Below are 25,548 nucleotides of genomic sequence, written 5' to 3' on the forward strand. Positions count from 1 at the left end.
CTCCTATTCGCTATATTAACCTTTCACGCCGCCTTCGTTAAACCCGCTCTGCACGAACCGTTTCTGAAAGATGATATACAGGAGCACGGTCGGCAGAAGCGCGATAATCGAGGCCGCAAAAATCCATGAATAATTCGTCGCGTACTTGTCGTTGAACATAAGAAGAGCGATCGGCAGCGTGCGCATCGCCTCATCCTTAATGATGACGAGCGCTGTAAAGTACTCCTCCCAAGTCCCTTGGAACGATAGAACGGCAAGCGTCGCGATCGCCGGCATCGACTGCGGGAGGTAAATGTTCCAGAAGATGCGCCAGTTGCCGCCTCCATCGATCAGCACCGATTCTTCGTATTCCTTCGGAATGCTTTGGAAGAAGCCGCGCAGGAAGAAGGTGCTGCCGACGACTCCGCCTCCGATATAAATCAGCCACAGCCCCCAGTACGTATTGACGAGGCCCAGCGACTTGATAATCAGGAATTGCGGGATGATGTTGATAACGCCCGGGATCATCATCGTCAGCAGAAACGTGCGGAACAGAAATTCTTTTCCCGGAAATGCAAATCGGGCAAAGCCGTAGGCGGTTAGACAACCGAGGAACAAGCTGCACGTCATCGCGACCAGGGTGACGACGCTGCTGTTCAGGAAATACCTCGCGAAATTATTTTTGCCCCAGACCAGCTTGTAATTGTACAGATCGGGAATGACGGAGAACACTTCCTTCGGACGCGGCAGCGAATAAGCGCCCTTGATGAAGCTGGTCATGATCATATAGACGAAGGGGAATAAGAACGCGAGCGCTCCCAGCACGATAACCGCGTATACCGGGAGCTGAATGTACCATTTTGTTTTCATTGCCGTCCCCTCCTACAAGAACCGCTGGTTGCCGAATTTCTTCATCTGGGTGTACGTGAGCAGGAACACGGCGATACCCATCATAACGGCGACAGCAGATGCATAACCAAAGTTAAAGTTTTTGAACGCCTGCATATACATAAGGCTCGGAAGCGTCTGCGTCTGGTCCATCGGACCGCCGCGCGTAATAAAGTAAACCTGCGGAAAAAAGTTAAACGCCCCGTTGATCAGGTTGATCAGGACGAAAGCCGTTACCGGCCCCAGCATCGGAACCGTAATGCTCCAAAATTGCTTTATGCCGTTCGCGCCGTCGATGGCCGCCGCTTCGTAATATTCCTTCGAAATGCCCTGCAGCGCCGCCAAATAGATGACAACGCCCCAGCCGACCGTTTTCCAAATATGAAACAGCCAAATGACGACCATCGCCGACCAGTAATTGGACAAGAAATTGATCGGTTCGCCAAACAAGCCCAGCTGCTTGTAGAAAATGTAGTTGATCAAGCCGTATTCGCCGCCCGCGAACAAGAAGCGGAACAAGAACGCAACGACGATCCATGATGTAATGATCGGCAAGTAATACACCGTCCGGAACATGATTTTGTGCTTCACGAAATGCAGGTTGATCAAGACGGCGAACACGATCGCCAGAAGCCAGTTGATCGGGACGGTTACCGCCACGTTCAGGAAGGTGTTCCGTATGGCCATCAGCACTTTATTGTTCGGATCCGTAAAGGCCGATACGTAATTGTCGAAGCCGACGAACGGATTTGCCGCTCCCGGCATAACGCTGTAATCCTGGAAGCTGATCAAGATGTTTCGGATCATCGGGTAGATGACGAATACGGCCGTACCCGCGACGCCGAGAAAAATAAACGGCAGAACCATCATCCATTGCTTCAAGCCTTTTGTCATCTTCGAGCCTGCCCGGTGATTTGGCCCGGGTAACGGCTGTCCCGTCATTGGAATAGACATGCTGCAGCTCCTTTCCTATCGTTCGATGGGGAGGCCTTCCCCGGCCGGCGGGCGGCGGGTGAAGGCCTCTTCGTTCTATTTGTGCCGCCGCTTGGCTATTGCGCCAAGATGGCTTCGATGTTTTTGGCCGCTTCGTCAAGCGCCGCTTTCGGCTCAAGCTCTCCGCGCACCGCTTTCTCGAAGGCCAGGTTGACGATCCCTTCCATCTCGCCGTATTGCGGGATCGGCGTACGCGGCAATGCCGTTTCCAGCTGCTTGACGTACTCGGCAACGAATGGCGTTTCCATGAACGCCGGATCGTTCGCCGCCGTTTTGTTTGTCGGGATCATGCCCAGTTTGCTCATGATTTTCTGCGGCTCTTCGCCAAGCATCCATTTCGCGAACGTCCACGCTTCCTGCGGGTGCTTGGAATTCGCGAAGATGACCAGATCCTCGCCGCCGACGACCGAATGGCTGCCTGCCGTTCCTGCCGGAATCAGGCCGCGGATCGTCTGCTCAAGCGGCTTGAACGCGGATTCCGCCTCGTTCATCAAGATGCTGTAGAACCAAGGGCCGTCGTCGATCATCATGTACTCGTTGTTTTTCATGCCGTCCCACGCGCCCGGCTCGCCGCCGAGAATCGTAGGCGTCACGAGCCCTTCCTTGGTCCAGCGCACGATCGTCTCCAGCGCCTTCACGCTTTCCGGGCTGTTCAGGAAGCCTTCCGCCTTCGTATAATCGTCGTTCGTCAGCTTGCCGCCAAGGCTCCAGAAGTAAGGCGCCGCCGCCCATACGTTCGCGCCTCCGATGCCGATCGCGCCCGGCTTGCCTTTCGCAACCGCCAGCTTCGCCGCAGCCTCCAGCTCCTCTACCGTCTCCGGCGCTTTCGTTACGCCGATTTCGTCCATAACCGCTTTATTGTAAATCGCGATTTTCGTATTCGTATTGACCGGTACGCCGTAGTAGCCGCCGTTGTAAGCGTTCGTCTCCATCGGCGCTTCGAATACGTTCGCTTTAATCTCGTCGAAGCCGTCCATTTGGCTTACATCCTGAAGCGCGCCCATCTTCGCGAACTCCGGCACCCAAATAATGTCCATCCGCATCAGGTCGGGCGCCGCGTCGCCCGCTACGCCCGCGATGACCTGCTCCTTCAGCCCTTCGTACGGCATTCTTGTCAGCTTCAGCTCGATGTTCGGGTTCTGCTCTTCGAAGAGCGGCTTAATCTCCTCGGTAAGCACCTTCTCCTCCTGGTCGCTGTACGTGTGCCAATATTCGATCGTTACTTTTTTGCCGTCCGATGCACCCGCGCTGCCGTTTTCATTCGCTTGCGCATTGCCGCCGTTATTGGCTGGCGCGTTATTGCCGCCGCTGCAAGCCGTAACGGTGAAAGCCATTACCGCCGCCAGTACCCCGTAAGCTATCGATTTGTACCCTTTCATGAATGAGCCCCTCCTTCTAATGTGCGATGCCTTCTCATTATGCTTTGAAAGCGATTTGCACGAAACCGTTTTCATTACGCTCGTGGTGTCTCTTTTTACTGTGATAGCGATTGCAAAAATAAAGACAAACGAATAAGGTGCATTATCTTGCTGCGATTGCAGTAAGATAATGCACCTTTTTAAGGGAAATCAACACCTACAGATTCAGGTGTCTAAGTTTGTCCGGATTTCGTAAAATGTAAATGTTTTGAATGCGCCCTGCCTTGGGCTGAAAGCTGATCACGGCATTATAACTTCCGTCCGGGCTGCTGATGACCAGCCCCGCAGCGCCGTTAATTTGAGCAAGAAGGACGCGGGTTTGCACGTCTGCTTTCGAGACGAGTCCTAGTATGAATGCCGCCGCGCTTTGCGGCGATCGAATCGGACGGGTCGCGGCCAGCACTTTGCCGCCGCCGTCGGAGTAGATCGTAATATCTTCTGTAAGCAGCGATACGAGCGCCTGCATATTTCCTGTAGAAGCGGCTTGGAGAAAACGATACACGAGTTCTTTTGACTGTCCTTCGTCGGTTAGCGGCACATCCGGCTCTGCTTGAATCTTCTTCTTCAGACGGCTGTAAATTTTGCGGCATCCAAGCTCCGTCTTGCCGATCGTATCCGCGATATGGCGGTAATCGTAATCGAACGCTTCGCGAAGAATGAATACCGCCCGTTCTACCGGTGTCAGCCGGTCGAGCAGAATAAGAAAAGCGTATGAGATCGTATCCTCCAGAATAATCGATTGCAGCGGAACGTTGCCCGATTCGTGTGAATCCTGCCGGACGAGAGGTTCGGGCAGCCATGGACCGACGTATACCTCTCTTTTCTTGCGGGCGGATTTCAGGAAATCAAGACAGCGGTTAATGACCATTTTGCATAGAAAAGCTTTCGGATTACGTATGGGGTCTCCTTCCCTATCCATCTCCCGATTCCGCGCAATGACAAACACGTCCTGAACCAAGTCCTCGGCATCGGAAACCGATCCGAGCATTCTGTACGCAATAGACAGCAGCGATGGCCGGTAGCTTAAATAAGCAGCCTCAAGTTTCATTAGCGTCCCTTCCCGCGTTTACCCTTTTTCTTTCATTATACTTAATGCCGCGCTCTTGGCGCTAGCCAGCGACGCCTTAACCAGCATCCCCTCCGGTCCTACCCAATCTCCCGCAAGGTAAAGCCCTTTCCGGGCTTTGACCTCGGTGCCGGGTCTGCCCGCGTATCCGCCATTCGCCGCCGCTACGACCGCATGCGCAACAAGGATGCGCGGAAGAAACCGGCGCTGCATGACATGCCGGGTCCAGCCGGGCTGGACCAACTCCATAAATTGTTCCAGTTCCTGCTCGTCCTGCTTGGCGTTCGAATCTGTTCCCGGACGTAAATATTTCATGACGTGAACAACCGAATGCTGCGGTTCACAGGTTAATTTCGCGACAGCAGAATGATTGGAGAAATACCACGGATAATCAGCTCCGATTGCAAAGGTAGTTTTGGGCTTCGGCATGCCGTCCATGACTACATCCAGACATGCCGCGTGAACGGGGATAAGCCGCTTGAACATTTCGGCCTCCTCAGGCTGAAGAGCAGGATCGAGCAGAGACAACAATTCCTGCGGGCCGACTGTCGATAAGACGCGCCGGGTTTTGAGCGTCGAACCGTCCTTCACATGGACTTCCATTTCGGGGGCTGTTCCCTTAATAGACCGTACCGAGGAATTACACTTAAGGATAACCCCTGCGTCCTGCGCTTTTTGCCGCAGCTGATGAACGATGCTTTCCCAGCCTCCGTCTGCGTACAGCACTTGCTCCCGAAGTTGTGCGAGGGCAGCACCCGCGCTGATCAAATCCGCAGCCTGACAATAGGTCCCTGTCCGTACAAGCGCCAATATCGCATGACGCACGCGCGGACTGGGAAGGCGAGTTTCCAAATAATGCTGCAAGCTAATGCTTTGCAGGGTTGACGTTTGTTCCTTTCTCATTTGAGCGTAAAATCGAATCAGCTGCGTCTTCTCCGGCCATTTGAGGAGCGATCCGAGCAGCAGTTGAAGAATCGGCAGGGCTTGTGCTTCCCCATTTGTTTGTTTGTACACGATCAGCGCGTTTGGCTTCGGCATTCCGCCCGTTGGAACAACGCCCACCTCTTGCAAAATGTCGCTTGCGCTCTTATAAATCGCGTGCGGGCCGAGATTCACCCGAGCCCCCGACATCTCCGTCGATCCGGCTCTGCCGCCAAGACGCGCCGCTCTCTCCAGCAGCAATACGCGATGCCCCGCCTTGGCTAAAAAAATGGAAGCCGTCAGTCCCGCAAAGCCGGAGCCAATGACAATAACATCCCATTTCGTTTCGTTTATGCCAGTCATCCTACAACACCTCTCTCTTGGTTTGATATAAATAAGACGATTAAGGTGCCTGCGATTGTGACCGCGGAGACGGGAGCTTTGTAACAAACAGGTCATCGAGCATAACGGTATTTTTAAATCGGATAGAAAGGATAGCGAAAAATGAACGAAAAAAGAGTGCGCACTTTATCGGGACCGTACGCTTCGCCGGCAATCGTTTGACGAGCTCATTCATCCCCAAGGATAACTAGTAGAATGAATGTTCCGGAAATCATGTTCTTACGGGATGATCGGCTAGCCCGCATTTTTGCTCCGCAGGTTTCGGGGCTAACGGTTTAACGGACGTCAGAGGCGTTATCATCCCAAAATGGGGCATTTGAAAAATCTAACGGACATAAGTAGCCTTATGGAGCCGATTCATGCCTTATTCCCTTAGATTTATTGGAAATAACGTCCCTCACGTCCGTTAGATTTCGATATCCGTGGTTTTCTTTGAATTAGCGTCTCTCACGTCCGTTACAGTTTGGTCGTATACTTACGTACGGCGAAAATAGAGCCGATAAAACGATTGTCTTTCCTCATCTTTATGAGCCAAATCTCACTATTTCCATTGCTGCATTAAGTCCCCATTACCGCAATCGTAAAGCGGCTTAAGCTTGCCGCACGGATAGCTGTATATGCAGCCATAGTCTGTGCCGCACTTCAGCGGCACAGACTATAACAAGGGAACCATTAGCCAATTCCGTTATTTGCCGATCGGCTCAAGCGGAGCAACCCGCCCGTAGGCGACGTTCGCGCCTCTCGCCGGAGCGGCCCATCGCACGCCGTTTCCGATAACCTTCAATATTTCCGGCTGATGGTAGATCGGGAACGTCTCGTGTCCCGGCCGGAAATAGAACAGCTTGCCCTTGCCCCTCCGGTAGCAGCATCCGCTCCGGAACACTTCGCCGCCCTCGAACCAGGAGATGAAGACGAGCTCATCCGGCGCCGGAATTTCAAAGCGCTCCCCGTACATCTCTTCCTTCGGAATTTCAATGTATTGGTCCAGGCCCTCCGCGATCGGATGTCCATGCTCGATGACCCAGATCCGTTCCTTCTCGCCGTCGTCTCGCCACTTGAGCGCGCCTGTCTTCGTTCCGAGCAGCGATTCGAAAATTTTCGAGCCGTGCCCGGAGTGGAGAACGATCAGCCCCATGCCGTCCAGCACGCGGAAACGCACCTTCTCTACAATGTCGTCTCTGACTTCGCCATGCGCCAGATGGCCCCACCAGATGAGCACGTCCGTATGGTTCAGCACGTCATCGCTAAGTCCGTGCTCGGGATCGTCCAGCACGGCGGTCCGTACCTCAAAGCCGCCGTCCGTCCTCAAGTAGCCGCCAATCGCGTTATGGATGCCTTCCGGGTAAATGCTTCGGACATGCTCGTTCTGCCGCTCATGCCGGTATTCATTCCATACCGTTACTTTAATCGTGGTCATCCGTGTTCCGCCTCCTGTTCAACGGTCACCCATCGTTCGTCGGTAAAAGATTGAATGATGCGGTCGATCGTCAATTGATTGATATAGCCGTCTTCAATCGTTGCGTCCAATCCGTCTCCCTTTTCATTTAGAAGGTTGAAGAAGGACTGCATCTGTCCTGCGCGGAATTCAACCGGAATGTCCACCCGGCGGAACTCCCGCTCTTCTCCCAGCTTCACATGAATCGTGTCCTCTTCCTCGAGGTTATAGACGAGCGCTCCCTTCGTGCCGTAGATCTCCAACTGCTGGTAATTGCCCCGTCCGTATGCAAACCGCGAAATGCTCATCGATGCGGAAGCGCCGCTCTCGAACCGGGAGAGCACATGGCAGAAGTCGTCTACATCGACCTCGCCTTTGCCTTCGGCTCCGGGCAGGTCGCGCTCCTTCACAATCGTTCCCGCGTCGGCGACGACACGGACTGTCTCCCCCACAAGAATGCGGGTAAGATCCAATATGTGAGAGCCTAAATCGCCAAGCGCGCCTGAGCCCGACAGCTCTTTGCGGAACCGCCATACGAGCGGAATATCTTCGCGGATCCCCCAGCTTTGTAAATATTGGCTGTACACATGGTTGATCGTCCCTAAGCTTCCTAGTTCGATCAGCTTCTTCGCATATCGGACAGCCGATTTGTAGCGGTAAGAGAAGCACACCATATGCGGAAGCGGATTCGCTTCCAGCTCCCGCTTTAGTACAGCCGCTTCCTCGGCATTCATCGCGATCGGCTTCTCAAGCGCAAAAGGCTTATTCAGCTTGATCGCATCATAAGCGATCGCAAAATGGTTGCTGTTCGGCGTACCTATCGTCACCGCATCCAATTCGGGATCCTTCAGCATATCCAGATGGTTCGTATAACGTCGCGACGCCGGAACGTTCAGCTCCCCGCCTTTGGCCAAAAGCGCCTTCGCATTACAATCGCACAGCGACCATACCTCGGCGTCCCCGCTTGCCAATATGCCTTCGATATGAAAATTCGCGATACCGCCTAGTCCGATAACGCCGATTTTCAGCTTCTTCATGCGCCTCATCCATCCTTGTCTTCAGTTGATTTCACAACCTCAGTATAGTTTGTGATAGAATGAACGGGAATGTCGGATCTAGACTATTTTTGTACAAAAGCGACTTTTCGTTGAACAGGAGGAAGGCCTTTGCTAGCCATTAATGTGGAAATCGTGCCACGGGTCAAAATTATGGGGTTTATCGCGTATAAGAGTCCTTGGCTTCATTTCAAGCGCAGCGTGAACGAATACGTGCTCTATTTCATACGAAGCGGCGAGCTGCACATTAGAGAGGAGGATAAGCGTTATGTGCTCCGGAAGGGGGATATGTTTATCCTGGAGCCAAACATGGAGCATGAGGGCACGGAGAAGCATGTCTGCGACTACTATTACATCCATTTCGAGCATCCGGATATGAAAACGGTGCATATCGAAGACATGCAGGCAGTCGCCCATTACTTTATCGCACGGCATGAACAGCCGCCATTCGCCTTGTCCGTCCCTTCTCCTGCAGAGATCGGACCGTTTGACTGTTATTTCCCGAAATATCATACGATTTCCGATAAAACCAGATTTCAGCAGACGCTGCACGCCATGAACGAGATGCTGCACCTCTACAAACGCAAGCACTACAACCGAAGTTTAACGGCCTTAAAATTTACCCAGCTGCTCATCGAGCTGTCTCGCGGGAACTTTACGGACGAGCTGCAAAGAAACGACCGATTTCATTCCAAAGCGATCGTGAAGGTGAACGCGCTGCTCGATTATATTCACCAAAACTACCAGAGCAAAATAACGGGCAGCGGCATCGAGCGGTTGTTCGAAACCAATTTCGATTATTTAAACCGCGCCTTCAAGAAAGCGACGGGCCAATCGATCAGCCGCTATATCAACACCGTCCGCATTAATCAAGCCAAAGAGCTGATCGAGACGACGCCGCTCAGCATCGGCGAGATCGGTTATTTAACCGGATTAAACGATCCTTACCATTTCAGCAAAGTATTTAAGAAATACGTCGGCGTCTCGCCGACTCAATATTTCAGGAACGTGAAGGAAATCCATTCACGCGATGAACAAAATCGCTGATCCGGCCGGCCGGCAAGGCTTGCAGAAATAAAAGCCTTGAATCTGGTCGCAGCCTTTATCTTTATTGGCCGGGTACGATCATATGAATGGAAAACTCCCCGATGTCCGGAATATGCAGCGGGACCGAAACCGCTTTAAGCGGAACATCCGACGCGCAGCCCTTCAGGATGCTCGGCGGGGTAATATCGACTTGAATTCCTTCGTTGTACAGAAGCGTCGTGGCGTTTCCGCTAATCATATTGCCCAGCTCGGAAATAGCGCTTTGGCACATTTCATCCATTTCCGTAACGGCGTAGCCGCCCATCATCGCCGCCACGATCTTTAGAGCGACCTGTTCCGGGATGCCGAACATCACGTTTCCTTCGAATTCTCCCACGATCCCGATTTCGAGCCAAATGTGGTTGTCGAGCAGCTCCACGTTTATTAATTTCAAATCTCCGACAGTAGGCTTCGTTTGAACGAACGTTTCGATAATATGAATCGAGGATGATATAAACGGATTAATATAGCTTGCTTTCATTACAATTCCCCCTTTGTATTAGCAATCGAATCGCCTATCGGCATCCTCGTCAGAGAACGCACAAAAAAACTGCTCCCGAAATGAGAGCAGTTCCTCTTCTAAAAGAAAAGGCTACATTTCGGTAACCCGGCCGCCATAGAAATCATTCCGTAGGCCCGAGGCTTTGCGTCCCTACTTTTCAGCAGGTTTGCCGTTATCGTATATAGTCATCTATGTAATCAGGAATAAAGTCCCGATTTATACAAGGTTCACAACCATTCTACCACAAACTTTCAATAAGACAAAAGACTTATTTCGCAAAAAAATAGCCCTCCGCCGGAAGGCCTAGCACCTATTAAACGCGAAACAATCCGTAGCCGCTGAGCGGAATCACCGGATTCTCGTCCAACTTCAAGCCTTGCGCCTCTCCGTGAAAGGCTACGTCCACAAGCCATTTCGTAAACGGAGCCACGTTCATCGTCTCCAGCTCCCGCAGGCTGAAAAATCCGGCCGCATCCACCTCCACGTTATCTGGCGCCGGTTCGCCGCCGGCGTATTCCATTTCGAAAGCGATATAGACATTATGAATGGTCCTCGGCTGGTCGCGCAGCGCTGCGACGCTCTTGACGACCGCTTTCACTCCGCACTCTTCCAGCACCTCCCGCTCAATCGTTTCCTGAATCGGCTCCTGCTGCTCGATATAACCGCCTGGATTCGTCCAGTAGCCTTTGCCGGGTTCTTGTGCTCTTCGGACGAGCAGTATCCGATCTTCCTTCCGTACCAACGCTCCAACGCCTATGCTGTAGCTGCCCCAATGGACAAAGCTGCAGCTGGTACAAGCCCTTCTCATCGTTCCGTCGATATCCCGGGTTTCCAATTTATGACCGCATGTCATGCAAAAATTCACTTCCATCTATGCTCACCTCAACTATAAGCTTTTGTATTCCCAAACTGCCCTATTATATTCGGTCCCGTCACCCGAGAGGAATGGCTGGATTTACTGTTATAACGGCATTGCGCAGCAAACCCCCGGGTTAATTCAAGCCAGGGGGTTTGCTGCGTTTCTTATACGACTTCCGCCTGATTCATTTTGTTTCTGGCCAGCTTGAGGTAGCCGTAGACGTTCTGAAGCTCGCTGTCTTCGACAAAACGCAGACGCATGCCTTCCGCGGCTTCGTGTATGTACGGCTTGAGCGCGGCGGCGCCGCCTCCGAGTACGTAGAAGCACTCAATATCGGGATACTTCTTCCAGCGTTTGCGGATAAGATCCACGATCTTCTGCGCCGCCCGGCCGAAATAGTTATCTACGATGGACCGAATATCCGCTTTACCTTCGCCGGGACGCTGAATGGTATAGGCGCCTTTTCGGATGCGCTGAACCAGCTTCGTCCGGCTGGCAAAGCGATAGCCGTGCTGATCCTCTACGTCGCGAATAATCGCATCCAGATAAGATGCCAACCCAAGCTGCTCGCCGGTGCTGAATTGGTTATCGATGCTCATTCTTTTGATGACGGGAAAATCGGTCGTAAGAGCGCCCATCTCGCAAACCCCGATGCAGCCGTTATACAGTTCCTCGTCACGCACCTGCAAATTGTCGTGAGTGGCCATGTTGAACAGAGCCGCGGCCCCTTCAATCGAAATAATCGCTTTACGAATGAGGAGCCGAACCGTCCGGCCCTTCAGCTTCGGCGTGGACAGGAACGTCACCTCATGCTCGCCGACGAGGCGCTCCTCGAATTGCTGATGGTAGCGGGCATAGGTCCGAACGGGCAGGCCTGTGCCGATCACGTATTCCGCTTCATCCCGTGTCTGGCCCGGCTGCTGCGCCTGTGCGGCTGAACCGGCAATACTCGCGTAAGCAAGCGCCGTCAGAGCGACAATAAGCGACTGGTCGCTGGTCGCTTTGTTGTCCGTCTCTTCCAGCTCCACGTTATCCTGATCCTCCGAGGCCAGCATGCCGATAAAATATCGCTGGTTTCTTTTCTTCAGTTTGGGACTGTATACCATGACGTCCAACGCTTTAAGAGGGGAATCCTCCTCTTGCAGAACATGCCGTTCATAACCGGGCGAAACGACGCTCGGAATGATGATGGGCTCATGCCCCCCGCCCATAACCAATTTGACGCTGTCGTTTCCAATATCAATTCCAGCAAGCCTAATCATCATCTACCTCCATATCGGTTTCCGAATAGTGTTCTTCAGGCTTATGATTTCGACTTATTTTGACAATATCCTCTTTTAATTTCTTCTTTATTTCCATTAATTTGCGAATAAGAAGGAATTTTGAGTTTATATGTCGAATATGCAATCCGATGAGTTTTGTTATATTTAGGAGGAACGTCATGAAATGGATGTCCAAGACGTTCACATTCGTCGTTATTCCGGATGCGAACCAATCCGTCCAGCAATTTCGGTTGCCTATTATGATCCTGATAGTAGTACCTGCTATTATTGCCCTTTTGGCTGTCAGCGCTATTGTTTTTTTCTCGCTATATTCCAAGCATTCCAGCTTCAATAACGATTTGCAGGCCCAGCTGTCGGCTTCCGCGGCCAAGTATGAACAGCAGCTGACCGAGAAAGAGGGAAGCATCGCCGATCTGCAGACCGATCTTGTTCAATTATCGGAGCAGGCCGAGACGATGGAGCGGAAGATGGCCGAAATCAATGAGCTGGAAGCTGAATTAAAGCAGATCGTCGGAATTAATCCCGACTCTTCCCCGGCCTCCTCCTCCAAAATCGTTGTCGAGGAGGGCGGACAAGGCGGTCAGGAGCTCCCGCTTCCCGATGGCGCATCGGACTCCCTTGCTTCCGAAGCTATGAAGCAGTATTCGAGCATCGGCGAACGGCTGGAGGCCATGAAGCCCAACCTGGAGGAAACCAAGCAAGCCGTCCTTGATTATCAGAAAATGCTGAACGTCACTCCGACAATCTGGCCTGCCGACTCCCGGAAAGTGACCTCCTTGTTCGGCATTCGACAGGATCCTTTTACCGGAAGGGCCACTTACCACAACGGCGTCGATATCGGGGGACGTACCGGAGACCCGGTCTATGCCGCCGCCGAGGGCGTCATCATCCTATCGGAGAAGGACGGCACGCTCGGAAATAACGTCATGATTAATCATGGACGGGGCATCCGCACGCGCTATTCCCACCTGAGCAAACGATTAGCGGACGTCGGCGATAAGGTAACGAAGGGCCAGCTGATCGGCGAAATGGGGAGTACGGGCAGAAGCACCGGGCCGCATCTCCATTACGAGGTCATCGTTAACGGCGGGCACGTGAATCCCATTCCTTACATAAAAGCAGATAGAGAGGAACCGTGACATGTTTAAACGCAAAACCACCGCGATCAACCCTGATACCACCGATACGCTGATCGGCGAGGGCACGATTTTCGAAGGCAGAATCAAGTCCGAAGCCAGCATCCGCATCGAAGGACAAATCATTGGCGACATCGAGTCCGGCGGAGATGTCATTATCGGAGAGAACGGCTCCGCCCAATCGAATATTGCTTCCCGTGACCTCATTCTGGCAGGCAGGCTGACCGGAAATGCGGAAATTCAAGGCAAACTGACGATCCGCCCTACCGGTATCCTAATCGGCAACCTGTCCGCGCAAAGTCTCATTATAGAGTCAGGCGGCGTATTCCAAGGAAACAGCCATATGGCGGTCAAAGAGCAGGCGGCCGCTTCAGCCAAAGCCCCAGCCGCCGAAGCCGCTGAGGAATCCGCCGCCGTTTCGGCCGTGACAGACAGCTCATCTCTGAAAGCCTGGTAACAGGCATCATCTCTGAAAGCCTGGTAACAGGCAGATCAAGAACCCCTGAGCCTTATGGCTCAGGGGTTCTTGGTGTCTTTATCGGAATTAATCGTTTGGCATTCCCTGCTTGCTTTATGCACAAAACGCCGCAGAATGTCGTCAACTAACCCTCACGTTTATGATTGCATTTTCTTCCGAACTTCCATCGCGGGCGCCGGATCGTTGCAGGTCATCAGCGTCGCCCCGCAGCCGAGCGAATAAAGGACCTGCTGCCGGTCGTCGGGGCAGTAGGACCAAACCTGCAGCCCCATTTCCCGGTACTTCTTCACAACCTGCGGCGTAAGCAGCGACATCTCGACGCCGATCGCCCACATCTTCGAATAGGTCCCGTCTTCTCCGCTCTCGAAGTTCGACATCGCCTCTCCCATGAAGCCCTGCGTCTTAACGCCGTGAACATCATGCAGATAGGCGATGATGGCTGCGTCGAAGCAGGTGAACACGCATCTGGACAAATAGCCGTGCTCCGCAAGGAGGCTGACAGCTTGATCGGCGGCTTCCTTCGCATCCGGGCTTCTCTTCACTTCCACGTTCAGAAGAACGTCGGGATATGCCGCAAGGAGCGCGCAAAGCTCAGCGAAGGTCGGGATCTTCAAGCCCTCGAACTCGGGGGCGAGCCAGCCTCCCGCATCCAGCCTTTTCAGTTCATCCTTCGTAAAATCGCCGACCCTGCCTGATCCGTCGGTCGTACGGTCCACGGTCTCGTCATGAATGACCATCAGAACCCGGTCCTTCGATAAGCGAAGATCGAATTCGATCATATCCACGCCTGCATTCAGCGCCTGCCGGAAGGAAAGCAGCGTATTCTCCGGATATTCGGATTTATAACCTCTGTGTCCAGCTACGATAATAGCCGGATTGTCCTCCAGCCGTTCAATCATATCCTTTATCTCCTCCCGCCTAGTCGGCTAGAATGCGTTCCGCTTCCTTCTTGAAGGTGTCCAGCGTAGCCTGGATATCCTTGCTGTCGTACATGATCGCTTCGATCGCGGAGAAGAACTCATGCATAACCTCCGGCCAAGTGACGTCATTATTCGTATCGACCGCATATTGCAGCTGGTCGTATGCGACTTTGCGGTTAGGCTCCTTCGCCCACAGGTCTTTGATTTCCTGCGATTCTACCATTGATTTCGTGAACGGCAGGTAGCCGGATTCCAGAATGAACGGAAGCGCGCCCTGAGGATCCGTCTCCATCCAGCGGATGAACTCCCAAGCCGCTTCTTTGTTCTTGGAGGCAGCCAGCATGGCGACGTTAGCGCCTCCGGTCGGATTCGCATACACCTTATCCTGCGGAAGGAACGCCGTTGCGTAATCAAAGTCTACCGCTTCCGTCAATCCGCCGATGGAGCCTGTGGACTGATAAATCATGGCGACCTTTCCTTCTTTGAACATCCCGTTAACGATATTGCCGGAGTCCGTAGCCGGCGGGTAATATAAAGCGCCGGTTTCCTGCAGCTTTTTCAGCTGACTGAATACCTTGAGCCCTACGCCGTTATCATAGAATCCGATAGAGGTTCTGTCTTCGTTGAAGAATTTTCCTTCGGCCTGACTGATCATCGCGATCGGATACCAGGTGTCATAGGGCATGGAAAAACCGTAACGCGTAATCTCGCCGTTCTCTTTGACGACCAGCGCATTGGCGGTCTGCTCCAGCTCTTCCCAAGTCTTAGGAATCGTCAGTCCCATCTCGTCAAGCAGCGTTTTGTTCACGTGCAGGATCGGCGTCGAACGGTTTAAGGGCAGGGATACCAATTGATCGTTGAAGTACGAATGTCCCATCAGGCCTTCCGTGAACTCGTCCTCGCTTATTCCCGATTGTTCAAGATACGGCTTCATATCCTCCAGCACCTCGGAATCCGCGAACATCTCTACATAAGCGCGCTCCAGCATGCTGACATCGGGAGCGGAGCCGGAAGCGACCGCCTGCTGCAGTTTTGTCACCGTATCGTCGTAGCCGCCTTGGAAAGTGCCGATGACTTCAATATTTTCATGGGATTCGTTAAAACGCTTAATCATCGCATCGATACGTTCGCCGTTCGTGCCGCCCATCGAATGCCAGAATTGCAGCGTGACCTTCTCTGCCGGCGCTGACGGTTGATTCGATGCCGCATCCGTCTCACTCGTGTTGTTGCCTGTTGATCCGGTATTCGAATTACCGCATGCAGCCAGCAGCCCAATCAATAATGTCAGCATTAAAAACATCGTAAGCTTCTTTTTCATTTCAAAACCCTCCGTTTTTTTTCATTTTATTTGAAAGGAATTAAACCTTTATTTAATCCCTGAATAGACAAATGCTTTTACGATTTGCTTCGAGCAGAACAGATAGACGACGAGAATCGGGATAACCAGCACGACGTTGCCGGCCATGATGATATGCCAGTTGCTGATGCCCTCCGTCTCCCTCAGCATCGCGATGCCGAGCGTGAGCGGACGGATCGCGGCGGAATCGGTCATGATCAGCGGCCAGAAATAATCGTTCCAGTGGCTCACGAAGCTGAACAACGCAATCGTCGCGAGCGCCGGCATGGACATCGGAACCATGATCTTCCGCATGATGGTGAATTCGCTGGCATTGTCCAGCCTTGCCGCTTCCACGATTTCCTCCGGAATTTGCATAAAATATTGGCGCAGCAGGAATATTCCGAATGCGTTCGACATGAACGGAATAATCTGCGGCAGCAGCGTCTTCGCGATGCCCCAGTCCGCCATCATCAGGTAGACGGGAATGAACGTCACCTGGCCCGGTATCATAAATGCCAGCAGCACCAGGCTGAACAGCACGTTTTTGCCCGCAAACCGATACTTGGCGAAGGCATACGCCGCAGGAATCATGACAAGCAGCTGGATTGCGATAATCGAGAGCGTGATCGTAATCGAGTTTTTGGCATAGGTCGGGAACGGACCCGCACTCATCGCGTCGACAAAGTTGATCCATTGCGGCAGAGCCGGAATGAGCGTCGGCGGATACGACAGCGTCTCGCGGTACGTCTGCAGAGAGGTTGAAATCATCCACAAGAACGGGAATACAAATATAATGAGAATGGCCGTCTTCAATAGATAGCTCAATGTCAACCCCGTGTATTGAAATGCTTTGGACATATTGGCCTCCTTATTGATAGTGAACCCTTCTCGACAGCAGCCTGAAATAGACGAAGGTCAGCAGCGCGATGATCATCATCAGCACGACGCCCGTAGCCGACGCATAGCCGATATTTGTCGTCCGATTCTCGAAAATGTAGTAAACCAGCGTGTTCGTCGCGTTATTCGGTCCGCCTCCCGTCATCACCTTCACCGTATCGAATACCTTGAACGAGCCGATCGTCATGATGACGAGGATGAAGAACAGCTGAGGCGATATCATCGGCAGCGTAATTTTCCAGAACACCTTCAGTTTGCTTGCGTTGTCCAAGGCCGCCGCTTCATAAATGCTTGGCGATATGCTCTGAAGCGCCGCAACAATGATAAGCACGTAATATCCGATGCCCTGCCAGACCGAGACGAGAATGACCGACATGAGCGCCGATTCCGAGCTTTGCAGCCACTGGGAGGGCGGCAGGCCGAGCGCCTTCAGCACATAGTTGAGGAAGCCCAGATTCGGTTCCATCATCCACAGCCATACGAGCGCGATCGATACGATCGACACGACATGCGGGGTGAAAATACCGGCCTGCACGAACACGTTAAACTTGCTCTTCTTGCTTAACCAGACCGCGATTACGAGCGACAGCAGCAGCGTCAGCACAACAACGCCGGCCGTATAGATGACCGTGTTCGACAGCGACTTATAGAAATCCCCACGCGAGAAGATTTCCGCGAAATTCTCAAAGCCGATAAATTTGCTCTTCGCTTTGTTCATCAGGTTATAATCGTATAAGCTCAGATAGCCCAGAAAAATAATCGGGTATAAGACAAACAGGCATATGCCGGCCATCGCGGGAGCAATCATCAAATAGGGACGAAACAGCTCTCCCAGTCTTTTTTTATCCATGGCGTTGACCTCTCAGCGCCTCGAGATAATCACGGTAGGAGCTGTCCCGCGCTTCGATTCGGCGCTCGTCCGGACCAAAGAAATTCAGCTTATCCGCAGGAACGCCGACATACGCCTCTTGATCGACCGCGAATAAATCCTCCCTGCATTTGATCATAAAAGCACCGCTGCCGCTTCTGACCTGATAGATCGTCTCCGAGCCCAGCATCTCGCGCGTCGCGATCCTGCCCCGTAAGGAGAAAAGCTCGTCTCCCGGTTCGGCCGACAGGTTGGCGCTCTCCGGACGAAAACCGTATTTGACTCCGTTCGCACCGAGCTCGGCGATATTCATCGGAGGCACGCCGATGAACTGGGCTGTGAAGCAGTTGCTGGGCTGCCGGTACATCCGGTCGGGCGGAGCCTCCTGTTGAATGACCCCTTTGTTCATGAGCACGATCGTATCGGCCATCGACATCGCCTCCACCTGGTCGTGAGTCACATAGACAAAGGTGGTGCCAAGCTTCTTGTGAAGCTCAATCAATTCAATGCGCATTTGCACTCTAAGCTTGGCGTCCAGGTTGGACAGCGGCTCATCCATCAGGAAGACGGACGGCTTCTTCACCATTGCCCTGGCCAATGCGACGCGCTGCCGTTGGCCGCCGGATAACGTAGACGGCTTCCGGTCAAGATAGTCGTAGAGCCCGACCGCCCTGCTGATGCTCTCCACCAGCTCGGTCCTCTCTGCCTTGCCTACCTTGTTGTTTTTCAAGCCGAACTCGATGTTCTCCCTGACCGACATCGTCGGATAGATCGCATAGTTCTGGAACACCATCGCGACTCCCCGCTGGCCGGGCGCAATTCGCGATACATCCTTGCCGTTTATCAGCACGGAGCCCGAGGTTTGGGGATCCAGCCCGGCAATCATGCGGAGCAGCGTCGTTTTCCCGCAGCCGGACGGGCCGACAAGAACCGTAAATTTGCCGTCTTCGATTTTCAAATCCAAATCTTTAATGACCTCTTGTTTATCGAATGATTTCGTCACACGCACGAATTCGATGGATGCCATGTGCTGTTCCTCCTCTAGTGCAGATTGACGCGCCGCTATACCGTATAAACCGTGATGCCGCTGTCCCGGAACGGCTTCAACAGCTCTTCCGCCGCTTCGCTGCCGGTTATAAGCGTATGAATGTCGCTGTTGGGCGCTACCGTATGCAGGGAAAGCTTCCCGATTTTCCGGTCGTCCGTGACGACGATAATCTCGCGCGCCGCCCGGATCATGCCCTGCTTCGCCGGCACGAGCTGCGCTTCCGGATGCATCAGGCCATGCTGGGGATGCAGGGCAGGCGTTCCGATAAAGGCTTTGATGACATGCAGCGACTTCAGCGCGTGATCCGTCAGCATGCCGTTTAACATATAGCTGGAAGGATACAGCTCCCCTCCCGTCAGGATGACCTTCACCTTCGGCGCATCCCGCAGCTCCGCCGCGACGTTGATGTCGTTCGTGACAACGGTAATATTGGAGCGGTGCACCAAATTTTTGGCGATGTGAAGCGTCGTCGTGCCGGAGTCTATAATGATATGGTCCCCGTCTTCCACCAGGCTGGCAGCCATTCTCCCGATTCTCATTTTCTGATCCAGGTTCTGACTTGACCTTTCGTTGAAAGGGGGCTCGTCGTTCGTCCACGCCTCTACAATGACGCCGCCATGCGTTCTCTTCAATATGCCTTCCTGCTCGATCTCTGACAGGTCCCGCCGGATCGTCGCTTCATGCACATGAAATTCCCGGGCAAGCACGCTGATCGAAGCTGTATGATGCTGCCTGACATAATCCATGATCCGGCGCTTTCTTTCGGCTGGTAGCAAAAGCATTCACTCCATTCACGCAAAATCGCACAATTTTGCTTGTTATTTTTTTCATATCTGCTCGATTCCGTTCAACTCCGATTATAGGAAGCCGTCTATCATTTCATTGCGGGCATGCAGCAGCGTTCTGCGCTCCGGCCGAATGAGATGCGCCTCGCGCAGGCTTCGCTCCAGCAGCTCCCCGTCAACGCCAAGCTCCGCTGCCGACAATGGTCCTCCGACGGTCCGAAGCAGCTCCCGGAGCTCCTCCTCGGAAGGAATCCGCCCGATCTCCCGCGTGACGGCCTCCCAATTCGCGGCGACCTGCGGCCTGGCCCCGTTCCGCACGCCGAAATCCTCATTGGCAAGCCGATGATAAAGCCTGCTGATTTCGATGCAGGCTGCGCCTACCTTCGCGCCATGAAGCAGCTGCCTCCGGCCGAGACGGATATACTCCATCTCCCAGTAATGCGACAAATGATGCTCCGCGCCGGATGCCGGGTGCGATTGTCCGAACAGCAGCATCGCAAGCCCGGACTCGATCAAGGAGCTGGTCAGCGTGTGAATCCCTTCTTCCTCTCCGCCGGCAATAAGCCCGGCATGATCGACGCACCGCTGAAGGGCGGATCTCGTCACGTCCTCAGCGGCCTGCATATAGGGCTCACCGGCAGTCAAGAAACCAAACTTCCAGTCGAACAGCGACGTATACTTGCCGAGCATATCACCGAACCCGGCAGCCGCCAGCCCGGGGGGCGCCTGCATCAGCACATCCAAATCCGCGAAGACCGCATCCGGCCCGATCGAGAGAATCGTTTTTTTCTCCCCCCGAACAATGATCGGTGCTCCCTTCGAATTAAAGCCGTCAACGGAGGGCGCCGTCGGTACGGATATAAACGGAAGGCCGGCCGTATAAGCAGAGAACCGGGCAATATCATGAATCGTGCCTCCGCCTACCGCGATAACCGCCTCCGAGGCATGCTTCTGAAGGTCCAGAATAAGCTGAATGAGCGAGGCCTCGTCGGCTATGACGTCGCCTGCGGCATTCGGCTTCAACCTCGTGACATGCACGGCGGCTCCGGCGTTTTCCAGCGCGGCTTGCAGCCTTTTTCCCGCCGCCTCGTACGTTATCGCATCTGCCGCTACAGCAACTCTGCGGTATCCCTTCCGCTCGAGGTAAGCCGGTATTTCATCGATTGCCCCCGGCCGAATCGCGATCCGGTCCATGGCTATCCGTTCAAGCGCCCGCTCATCGAGCTTCCCTGCCGCTTGCTTGATACGGTCTTCTACCGTTGCCATTCCTGTCATTCCCCCGCCTCCGTTTCGATATCTTCTGCGCCTGTGTGCAGCTGCACGACATCCTCCAGCGTGTTCCATACCCAATCCGGCCGCAATTCGCTGGCCTCCGCTTCTTCACGGCTCACGGAACCGGTTAATACGAGCGCCGTCCTTATCCCGGCCTTCTTGCCCAGCTGAATATCCGAAGCCAGGCTGTCGCCGATAATCAGGCATCTCTCCGGCGGCAGCCGCAGGGCTTGTAGCGCCGCATCGGCCATAAGGGAGGAAGGCTTGCCAATGACCAGCTCCACCTCCTTGCCCGTCGCCGCCACGATCGCGCCGATCATTCCCGCCACGTCGATCGAGTCGCCGTCATCGCCGGGAAACGTCTTATCGGCATTCGTCGCGATGATCCGGGCTCCGCTTCTCACGGCGCGAAAGGCATCATTCAGCTCCTTATAGGTGAGCGTTTCATGCAGCGTAATGACGAGCCATTCCGCGGACTCCGGCTTGCTCGCCAGCGTTAAGCCTGCCGCGAGCAGCTCCTCCCTAAGACCCGCATCGCCAAGCGCCCAAACGGGCGAGTGTCTGTAATAAGCGCGCAAGAAATTCGCCGTCACCGTGGAGCTGAGCAGAATTTCCTCTTCCGGCACATCGAGCCCCATACCGCTGAGCTTGGCTTGACACATTTTGCGCGAGATATTCCCCCTATTGCTCAAGAACACGGTCCGCTTGCCCAGCCGCTTCAAATCGGCAATGGCCTCGACCGCTCCCTCAATGGCTTGCTTTCCTTTGTACACCGTTCCATCCAGATCAATAATGAATCCTTCTATGCTTGTTTTGCTTTCTTTGCTATCCAGGCTTCGTGCCGTCAATTTCCTTCACAGCCTTCCATATCGTACAGTTTTGAAACCGTTTACCCGCCTTTTCTGTTCATATATGCTCAGTTTTGTTTGGGTATGCTTTCTTTTGTTCACTATCAATATAAAGAGGTTGTGTCATCCCCATGTCATCCTCATGTTGAGATTACGTGAAGACAACCGGCCATACCCCATATTCCGACACCGTTAAAAGACAAAAAGAGACCGCTATCTTCCGTTAGGAAAATAGCGGCTCTTCTATTAAAACCCTATCAAAAATAAAAGAGATGATGCCTTGGCGACACCATCCCTGTCCTGCCTGGAAACCAAGTCTTCAGTTGGTTTCCGCATATTTTTTGAAGTTGTCCAAAATCGCCTGCCATCCGCCTTTTTGCATCTCAACCGGATTCGAACTTTCCGGATCAAATGTTTCAATTACCTTCGTCGCGTTACCTTGGCTAACAAAAGAAATATGAACCTTTCTTTCATCGCCTAACGTATAAGCGATACTCTCATTCATTTTTACTTCGTCATACACTCCGCCAAAATCAAATCCAAAGCTGCCGTCTTTTGCTTCCATTCTGGAAAGAAACTTCCCGCCAACACGCAGATCATTTTCGGCAATGGGCGTGTGCCACTCATCTGAAGCACTGTTCCATTTTTTAATATGCTCCGGCTCTGTCCAATACTCCCATACTTTTTCAACGGGTGCTTGAATTGTTGCTTCTACCGTTACTCTTGAAAGATCTGTTCCCATTTTACACTGCCTCCTTCAAATATCTCATAGATAGATTCATAGTTATTATAAACATATTTTGTAAGAAAATCATCCACCGGGAGCATCAGATCCTCTACAGCTCTCCCGGTCGTGCCTTCTTATATCTGCAGGAAAAATTGCATCGTCTTATCGTTAAACCCGGGCAAATCCTCATGCCCGAAGTCCGGATAAATTTCCAGCCGCTTCGGAGCCGTAATTTTATTATAGGCGGCAAACTGGGAGGATGGCGGACAAACCGTGTCCATCAGGCCGGTTCCGAAGAGAACCTCGCCCCGGATGCGGGGAGCCAGAAATTGAATGTCAATATAGCCCAGCTTCGTGAAAATCTCCTCTTCCCGTTTATGCTGAGGATCGAAGTGACGGAAGAAGGCGCGCAGCTCCGCATAGGCATCCTTGGCCAAATCCATTTGCCATACACGTTTGTAATCGCTCAGAAACGGGAAGACCGGCGCAAGCTTCTTCACTCGCGGCTCAAGCGCCGCGCAGGCAATCGTCAAGGCGCCGCCCTGCGAGCCTCCCATGGCCATCACCCGATCGGGGTCGACCTCCGGCATCTGCATGGCGATTCCCGCAAGCTGGGCCGTGTCCAGGAAGATATGCCGGAACAGCAATTGATCCGGATGATCGTCAAGCCCCCGGATAATATGGCCGTGATGCGTATTTCCTTTCACGCCGCCCGTATCCTCCGACTGCCCGCCCTGTCCCCGGCAATCCAGCGAGAAGACGGAATAGCCGAGCGCGGCATAACCAAGCTTATCGTGCCAGCTGCCCGAGTGGCCCGTATAACCGTGAAACTGCAGCACAGCCGGATGAGGCTCCGATATATTTTTTGGTTTTATGTATTTCGCATGAATGCGGGCTCCGCGCACGCCGGTAAAATACAAGTCGAAGCACTCCGCATACGGCACCTGAAAGGCGCTAGGCACAAGCTCGATTTGCGGATCGACGGCTTTCATTTCTGCAACGGCCCGCTCCCAATACGCATCGAAGTCGGACGGACGGGGACTTTTCCCCTCGTACTGCTTTAATTGTTCCAACGACATATCCACTAACGGCATTTGTTTACCTCCCAAAGCGACTCTGATCGCTTCAAATTTATTGCTCATTGACTGAAAGAGCTACCCCTTATTTTAAAGTCTGCCGTATAAAATGGGAATAACCTTTATTCACCATAATCAAAGCAGCGGCATACCACAGCATGCGTCTATTGAAATAAAGCTGTGCAGCCTCAAAAAAGAAGCCCTACTCCCGCCATGACAGCGTGAGGTAAGGCTTCTATCCGGAACCGCAACATCCTATTCGGCTAATGATTTCAAGTAATTGAAGCTGATCGCCAAGCTTTCGAACGGATCGCGCTGGCAGACGTCCTGCTCGACGACGTACCACTCGACTCCCGTCTTCCGGCAAGCGCCGATGATCTCCTCGAAGTTCAAATTGCCTTCCCCGATTTCCGCGAACATCTGTTTCTGGTCCACGATCGCAAGGTCCTTCAAATGAACGACGCCCATCAACCCGTTCACGCGATGAATCATTTCAACCGGATTTACTCCGCCCACATGAACCCAATACGTATCCAGCTCAAAGCCGAAGGAATCGGAGTCGCTTTCTTCCTGAAGAATCTGCATGCCGGTTCTGCCGTCAAACTTCTCGAACTCGAACTGATGATTGTGATAGATGAACTGCAGCCCATGCTCTTTCAGGCGCCGGCCAATCTCGGATGCCTTCTTTGCGAAGCTCGCGTAACCTTCCGCGCTGGTACGGTATTCCCCAGGCAAGGAGCCTACGCCGACGTACTTGCAATCCCACAGCTTATGCTTCTGAACCTCTGCCTCGAAGTTATTCTCCAAGGACTCGAAGCCTACATGGGTCGCGCAAATCCGCAGTCCCGCTTCATCAGCGGCGCTTTTAATGATTTCCGGCGCAATCGGGCCTACTCCCGACACCTGAACGGCCTGATAGCCGATGTTCTTCACCTTGCCCAGGGATTGTCTCAAATCCGCTTCATTCCTGCAAAAGTCCCGCAGCGTATAAAGCTGCGCCGCAATATTGGATATATTCATGTTCCCGCCGCCTTCGTTCTAAATTTCAATGCATGAGTAGAAGTAATGCTTGTTATGCTTCTATTGTAGCACCTGAAATGAAAGCGCTGCTTTACTCAGATTATCGAACATAGGCCGGGCATTTGATTGAGATTGGACGTAAGCGACAAATAACCCACGCCTCAACAAAAGGAAGCAGGCTGCTCTAAAAGTTTATGAACAAGTATGACAGACTGTTGTCATACTTGTTTTTTTATAATGAACAACAGATGCAAAAACAAATCCGCGACAAGTCAAAAGGAGACGACGATACGAATGACGAATTATCCGGTAGAAATGTTTAAATACCACACATGGGCGGGCCAAACGATCCTGGGGAGAATCAAGGAACTCCCATCCTCTGTGCTGAGTCAAGAAGTGAAAAGCTCGTTTCCCACCATCGCCCATGCTCTTAGTCATATCTATGCGGTTGATAAGATGTGGTATCTGGTTTTAACAGGCACTGGTATGCGAGAGGCGCTGCAAGCATGCATACCGCTAAATGAGAGCATTTTGGACTCTGTGGATGAATACGCTAGTCTCTTTGCCCAGTCAGCGGAACAATACAGTGAATGGTTCCGAAGCCAAGCCGATTTGGAGCAAACTATTCTGCTTGACAATCCGTTCGCCGGAATCCGCCAAACACGCTTATCGGAAATTGTGCTGCAAGTGGTCAATCACGGGACCTATCACAGGGGTAATGTTTCAACAATGCTGCGTCAGCTCGGTCACGCATCCACCATGAACGACTACTCGCTTTTTTGGTATCAGGAACCTTCGGAATCCATTTAATCTCTTGCAACGCAATCCATTTCGTCCAAAAGGTCGATATTTCTGTGAACAGAGAAATCGGCCTTCTTCCTATACTCTCCATAGATATGGACCACGATTCTTTTAAAATAGATAGGGTTATAGAGCAAACGCTAAAAGAGGAAAGGCAAGTATATGAGAATTTTTTGGCGTTTCCAGCTCTTTATAAAAGAGTTCGGATCGACACGATACAAAGCAATAAAAATCAGCCGGAATTATTTAAGAGTAGATTAGACAAATTTATAACAAACACGAAAGAAAATAAAATGTACGGTCTCTGGCATGATAATGGACGCCTTCTGGATTATTAAGATGCGTTAGATAGCCCACCCTTATTCCGCGCACGTTCCGCTGACCGCGGCTATTTATGGTGCATTTCTGCACCTAATTCCGCGCTTTCTGACGTGGAGGAAGGTACG

Annotated in this window: 25 protein-coding genes, 1 pseudogene and 1 riboswitch; of the genes and pseudogenes, 5 read left to right on the plus strand and 21 right to left on the minus strand. The window is 52.7% G+C overall.

Annotated features, from left to right (window positions below; all coding sequences use genetic code 11):
* Window positions 1-15: 15 nt before the first annotated feature.
* The 7 genes from H581_RS0103505 to H581_RS0103535 all read right to left on the minus strand — a co-directional run bounded on the left by H581_RS0103505 (window position 16) and on the right by H581_RS0103535 (window position 8,139).
* Window positions 16-849: a carbohydrate ABC transporter permease gene (locus H581_RS0103505; RefSeq protein ID WP_028608811.1), complete on the minus strand. Its 834-nt coding sequence runs from the start codon at window positions 847-849 to the stop codon at window positions 16-18.
* Between the two features lie 12 nt (window positions 850-861).
* Window positions 862-1,821 (minus strand): carbohydrate ABC transporter permease, encoded by a 960-nt coding sequence (locus H581_RS0103510; RefSeq protein ID WP_245599891.1) that lies wholly within the window; start codon window positions 1,819-1,821, stop codon window positions 862-864.
* Between the two features lie 95 nt (window positions 1,822-1,916).
* A complete protein-coding gene (locus tag H581_RS0103515) occupies window positions 1,917-3,239 on the minus strand; it encodes an extracellular solute-binding protein (RefSeq protein ID WP_028608813.1) in 1,323 nt (440 codons plus the stop codon).
* Between the two features lie 196 nt (window positions 3,240-3,435).
* The gene (sigJ, locus tag H581_RS0103520) at window positions 3,436-4,326 is read right to left on the minus strand and encodes an RNA polymerase sigma factor SigJ (protein ID WP_028608814.1); all 891 of its coding nucleotides are present in this window, start codon (window positions 4,324-4,326) and stop codon (window positions 3,436-3,438) included.
* Window positions 4,327-4,344: 18 nt separating this feature from the next.
* Entirely contained in the window at window positions 4,345-5,628 is a 1,284-nt protein-coding gene (locus H581_RS0103525; RefSeq protein ID WP_028608815.1) for a phytoene desaturase family protein, read from the minus strand.
* A gap of 724 nt (window positions 5,629-6,352) precedes the next feature.
* Complete coding sequence (locus H581_RS0103530) at window positions 6,353-7,084, minus strand: ThuA domain-containing protein (protein WP_028608816.1); 732 nt, start codon at window positions 7,082-7,084, stop codon at window positions 6,353-6,355.
* Window positions 7,081-8,139 (minus strand): Gfo/Idh/MocA family protein, encoded by a 1,059-nt coding sequence (locus tag H581_RS0103535; RefSeq protein WP_028608817.1) that lies wholly within the window; start codon window positions 8,137-8,139, stop codon window positions 7,081-7,083. The genes H581_RS0103530 and H581_RS0103535 overlap by 4 nt, the downstream gene beginning before the upstream one ends.
* Window positions 8,140-8,268: 129 nt before the next feature.
* Here H581_RS0103535 and H581_RS0103540 point away from each other — a divergent pair, with 129 nt between their 5' ends.
* Complete coding sequence (locus H581_RS0103540) at window positions 8,269-9,204, plus strand: helix-turn-helix domain-containing protein (RefSeq protein ID WP_028608818.1); 936 nt, start codon at window positions 8,269-8,271, stop codon at window positions 9,202-9,204.
* A gap of 61 nt (window positions 9,205-9,265) precedes the next feature.
* Here H581_RS0103540 and H581_RS0103545 read toward each other — a convergent pair whose 3' ends face one another.
* From H581_RS0103545 to H581_RS0103555, 3 genes are all read right to left on the minus strand, one after another.
* Window positions 9,266-9,724, minus strand: coding sequence for a chemotaxis protein CheX (locus tag H581_RS0103545; protein ID WP_028608819.1), 459 nt, complete (start codon window positions 9,722-9,724; stop codon window positions 9,266-9,268).
* Between the two features lie 117 nt (window positions 9,725-9,841).
* Window positions 9,842-9,926, minus strand: a riboswitch (cyclic di-GMP riboswitch).
* A 132-nt stretch (window positions 9,927-10,058) separates the two neighbouring features.
* On the minus strand, window positions 10,059-10,616 hold the full coding sequence (locus H581_RS0103550; protein ID WP_028608820.1) for an NUDIX hydrolase: 558 nt from the start codon (window positions 10,614-10,616) through the stop codon (window positions 10,059-10,061).
* Window positions 10,617-10,768: 152 nt separating this feature from the next.
* Window positions 10,769-11,866 carry a ParM/StbA family protein gene (locus H581_RS0103555; protein WP_028608821.1) on the minus strand — a complete coding sequence of 366 codons (1,098 nt, stop codon included), beginning with the start codon at window positions 11,864-11,866 and terminating at the stop codon, window positions 10,769-10,771.
* A 179-nt stretch (window positions 11,867-12,045) separates the two neighbouring features.
* On the opposite strand from H581_RS0103555, the gene H581_RS0103565 reads away from it, so the two are divergent.
* Together H581_RS0103565 and H581_RS0103570 are read left to right on the plus strand one after the other, a co-directional pair.
* Window positions 12,046-13,026: a peptidoglycan DD-metalloendopeptidase family protein gene (locus H581_RS0103565; RefSeq protein WP_028608823.1), complete on the plus strand. Its 981-nt coding sequence runs from the start codon at window positions 12,046-12,048 to the stop codon at window positions 13,024-13,026.
* Window position 13,027: 1 nt separating this feature from the next.
* Complete coding sequence (locus H581_RS0103570; RefSeq protein WP_028608824.1) at window positions 13,028-13,480, plus strand: bactofilin family protein; 453 nt, start codon at window positions 13,028-13,030, stop codon at window positions 13,478-13,480.
* Window positions 13,481-13,638: 158 nt separating this feature from the next.
* On the opposite strand, the gene H581_RS0103575 is transcribed toward H581_RS0103570, so the two are convergent.
* From H581_RS0103575 to H581_RS0103625, 11 genes are all read right to left on the minus strand, one after another.
* The gene (locus H581_RS0103575; RefSeq protein ID WP_028608825.1) at window positions 13,639-14,400 is read right to left on the minus strand and encodes a glycerophosphodiester phosphodiesterase family protein; all 762 of its coding nucleotides are present in this window, start codon (window positions 14,398-14,400) and stop codon (window positions 13,639-13,641) included.
* 19 nt (window positions 14,401-14,419) lie between these two features.
* A complete protein-coding gene (locus H581_RS0103580; protein ID WP_028608826.1) occupies window positions 14,420-15,739 on the minus strand; it encodes an ABC transporter substrate-binding protein in 1,320 nt (439 codons plus the stop codon).
* 48 nt (window positions 15,740-15,787) lie between these two features.
* Window positions 15,788-16,618: a carbohydrate ABC transporter permease gene (locus H581_RS0103585; RefSeq protein ID WP_028608827.1), complete on the minus strand. Its 831-nt coding sequence runs from the start codon at window positions 16,616-16,618 to the stop codon at window positions 15,788-15,790.
* Window positions 16,619-16,628: 10 nt separating this feature from the next.
* The gene (locus H581_RS0103590) at window positions 16,629-17,507 is read right to left on the minus strand and encodes a carbohydrate ABC transporter permease (protein WP_028608828.1); all 879 of its coding nucleotides are present in this window, start codon (window positions 17,505-17,507) and stop codon (window positions 16,629-16,631) included.
* Window positions 17,500-18,552, minus strand: a complete 1,053-nt coding sequence (locus tag H581_RS0103595) for an ABC transporter ATP-binding protein (protein WP_028608829.1) — start codon at window positions 18,550-18,552, stop codon at window positions 17,500-17,502. Before H581_RS0103595 ends, H581_RS0103590 begins: the two co-directional genes overlap by 8 nt.
* Before the next feature lie 35 nt (window positions 18,553-18,587).
* Window positions 18,588-19,349, minus strand: coding sequence for a DeoR/GlpR family DNA-binding transcription regulator (locus H581_RS0103600; RefSeq protein ID WP_028608830.1), 762 nt, complete (start codon window positions 19,347-19,349; stop codon window positions 18,588-18,590).
* Window positions 19,350-19,430: 81 nt separating this feature from the next.
* On the minus strand, window positions 19,431-20,633 hold the full coding sequence (locus tag H581_RS0103605) for a sn-glycerol-1-phosphate dehydrogenase (protein ID WP_245599892.1): 1,203 nt from the start codon (window positions 20,631-20,633) through the stop codon (window positions 19,431-19,433).
* On the minus strand, window positions 20,630-21,478 hold the full coding sequence (locus H581_RS0103610; protein WP_245599893.1) for an HAD-IIA family hydrolase: 849 nt from the start codon (window positions 21,476-21,478) through the stop codon (window positions 20,630-20,632). Before H581_RS0103610 ends, H581_RS0103605 begins: the two co-directional genes overlap by 4 nt.
* Window positions 21,479-21,797: 319 nt before the next feature.
* Window positions 21,798-22,220 (minus strand): SRPBCC family protein, encoded by a 423-nt coding sequence (locus tag H581_RS0103615; RefSeq protein WP_028608833.1) that lies wholly within the window; start codon window positions 22,218-22,220, stop codon window positions 21,798-21,800.
* A 119-nt stretch (window positions 22,221-22,339) separates the two neighbouring features.
* On the minus strand, window positions 22,340-23,299 hold the full coding sequence (locus H581_RS0103620; protein WP_028608834.1) for an alpha/beta fold hydrolase: 960 nt from the start codon (window positions 23,297-23,299) through the stop codon (window positions 22,340-22,342).
* A gap of 237 nt (window positions 23,300-23,536) precedes the next feature.
* Window positions 23,537-24,301, minus strand: a complete 765-nt coding sequence (locus H581_RS0103625; protein ID WP_028608835.1) for a sugar phosphate isomerase/epimerase family protein — start codon at window positions 24,299-24,301, stop codon at window positions 23,537-23,539.
* A 294-nt stretch (window positions 24,302-24,595) separates the two neighbouring features.
* On the opposite strand from H581_RS0103625, the gene H581_RS0103630 reads away from it, so the two are divergent.
* Entirely contained in the window at window positions 24,596-25,111 is a 516-nt protein-coding gene (locus H581_RS0103630; protein ID WP_028608836.1) for a DinB family protein, read from the plus strand.
* An 83-nt stretch (window positions 25,112-25,194) separates the two neighbouring features.
* Window positions 25,195-25,440, plus strand: a pseudogene (locus H581_RS32900) (YdeI/OmpD-associated family protein); the annotation flags it as partial.
* Between the last annotated feature and the right edge of the window lie 108 nt (window positions 25,441-25,548).

Origin of the sequence: Paenibacillus harenae DSM 16969 (genome assembly GCF_000422465.1) — a bacterium.
Lineage (GTDB): Bacteria > Bacillota > Bacilli > Paenibacillales > Paenibacillaceae > Pristimantibacillus > Pristimantibacillus harenae.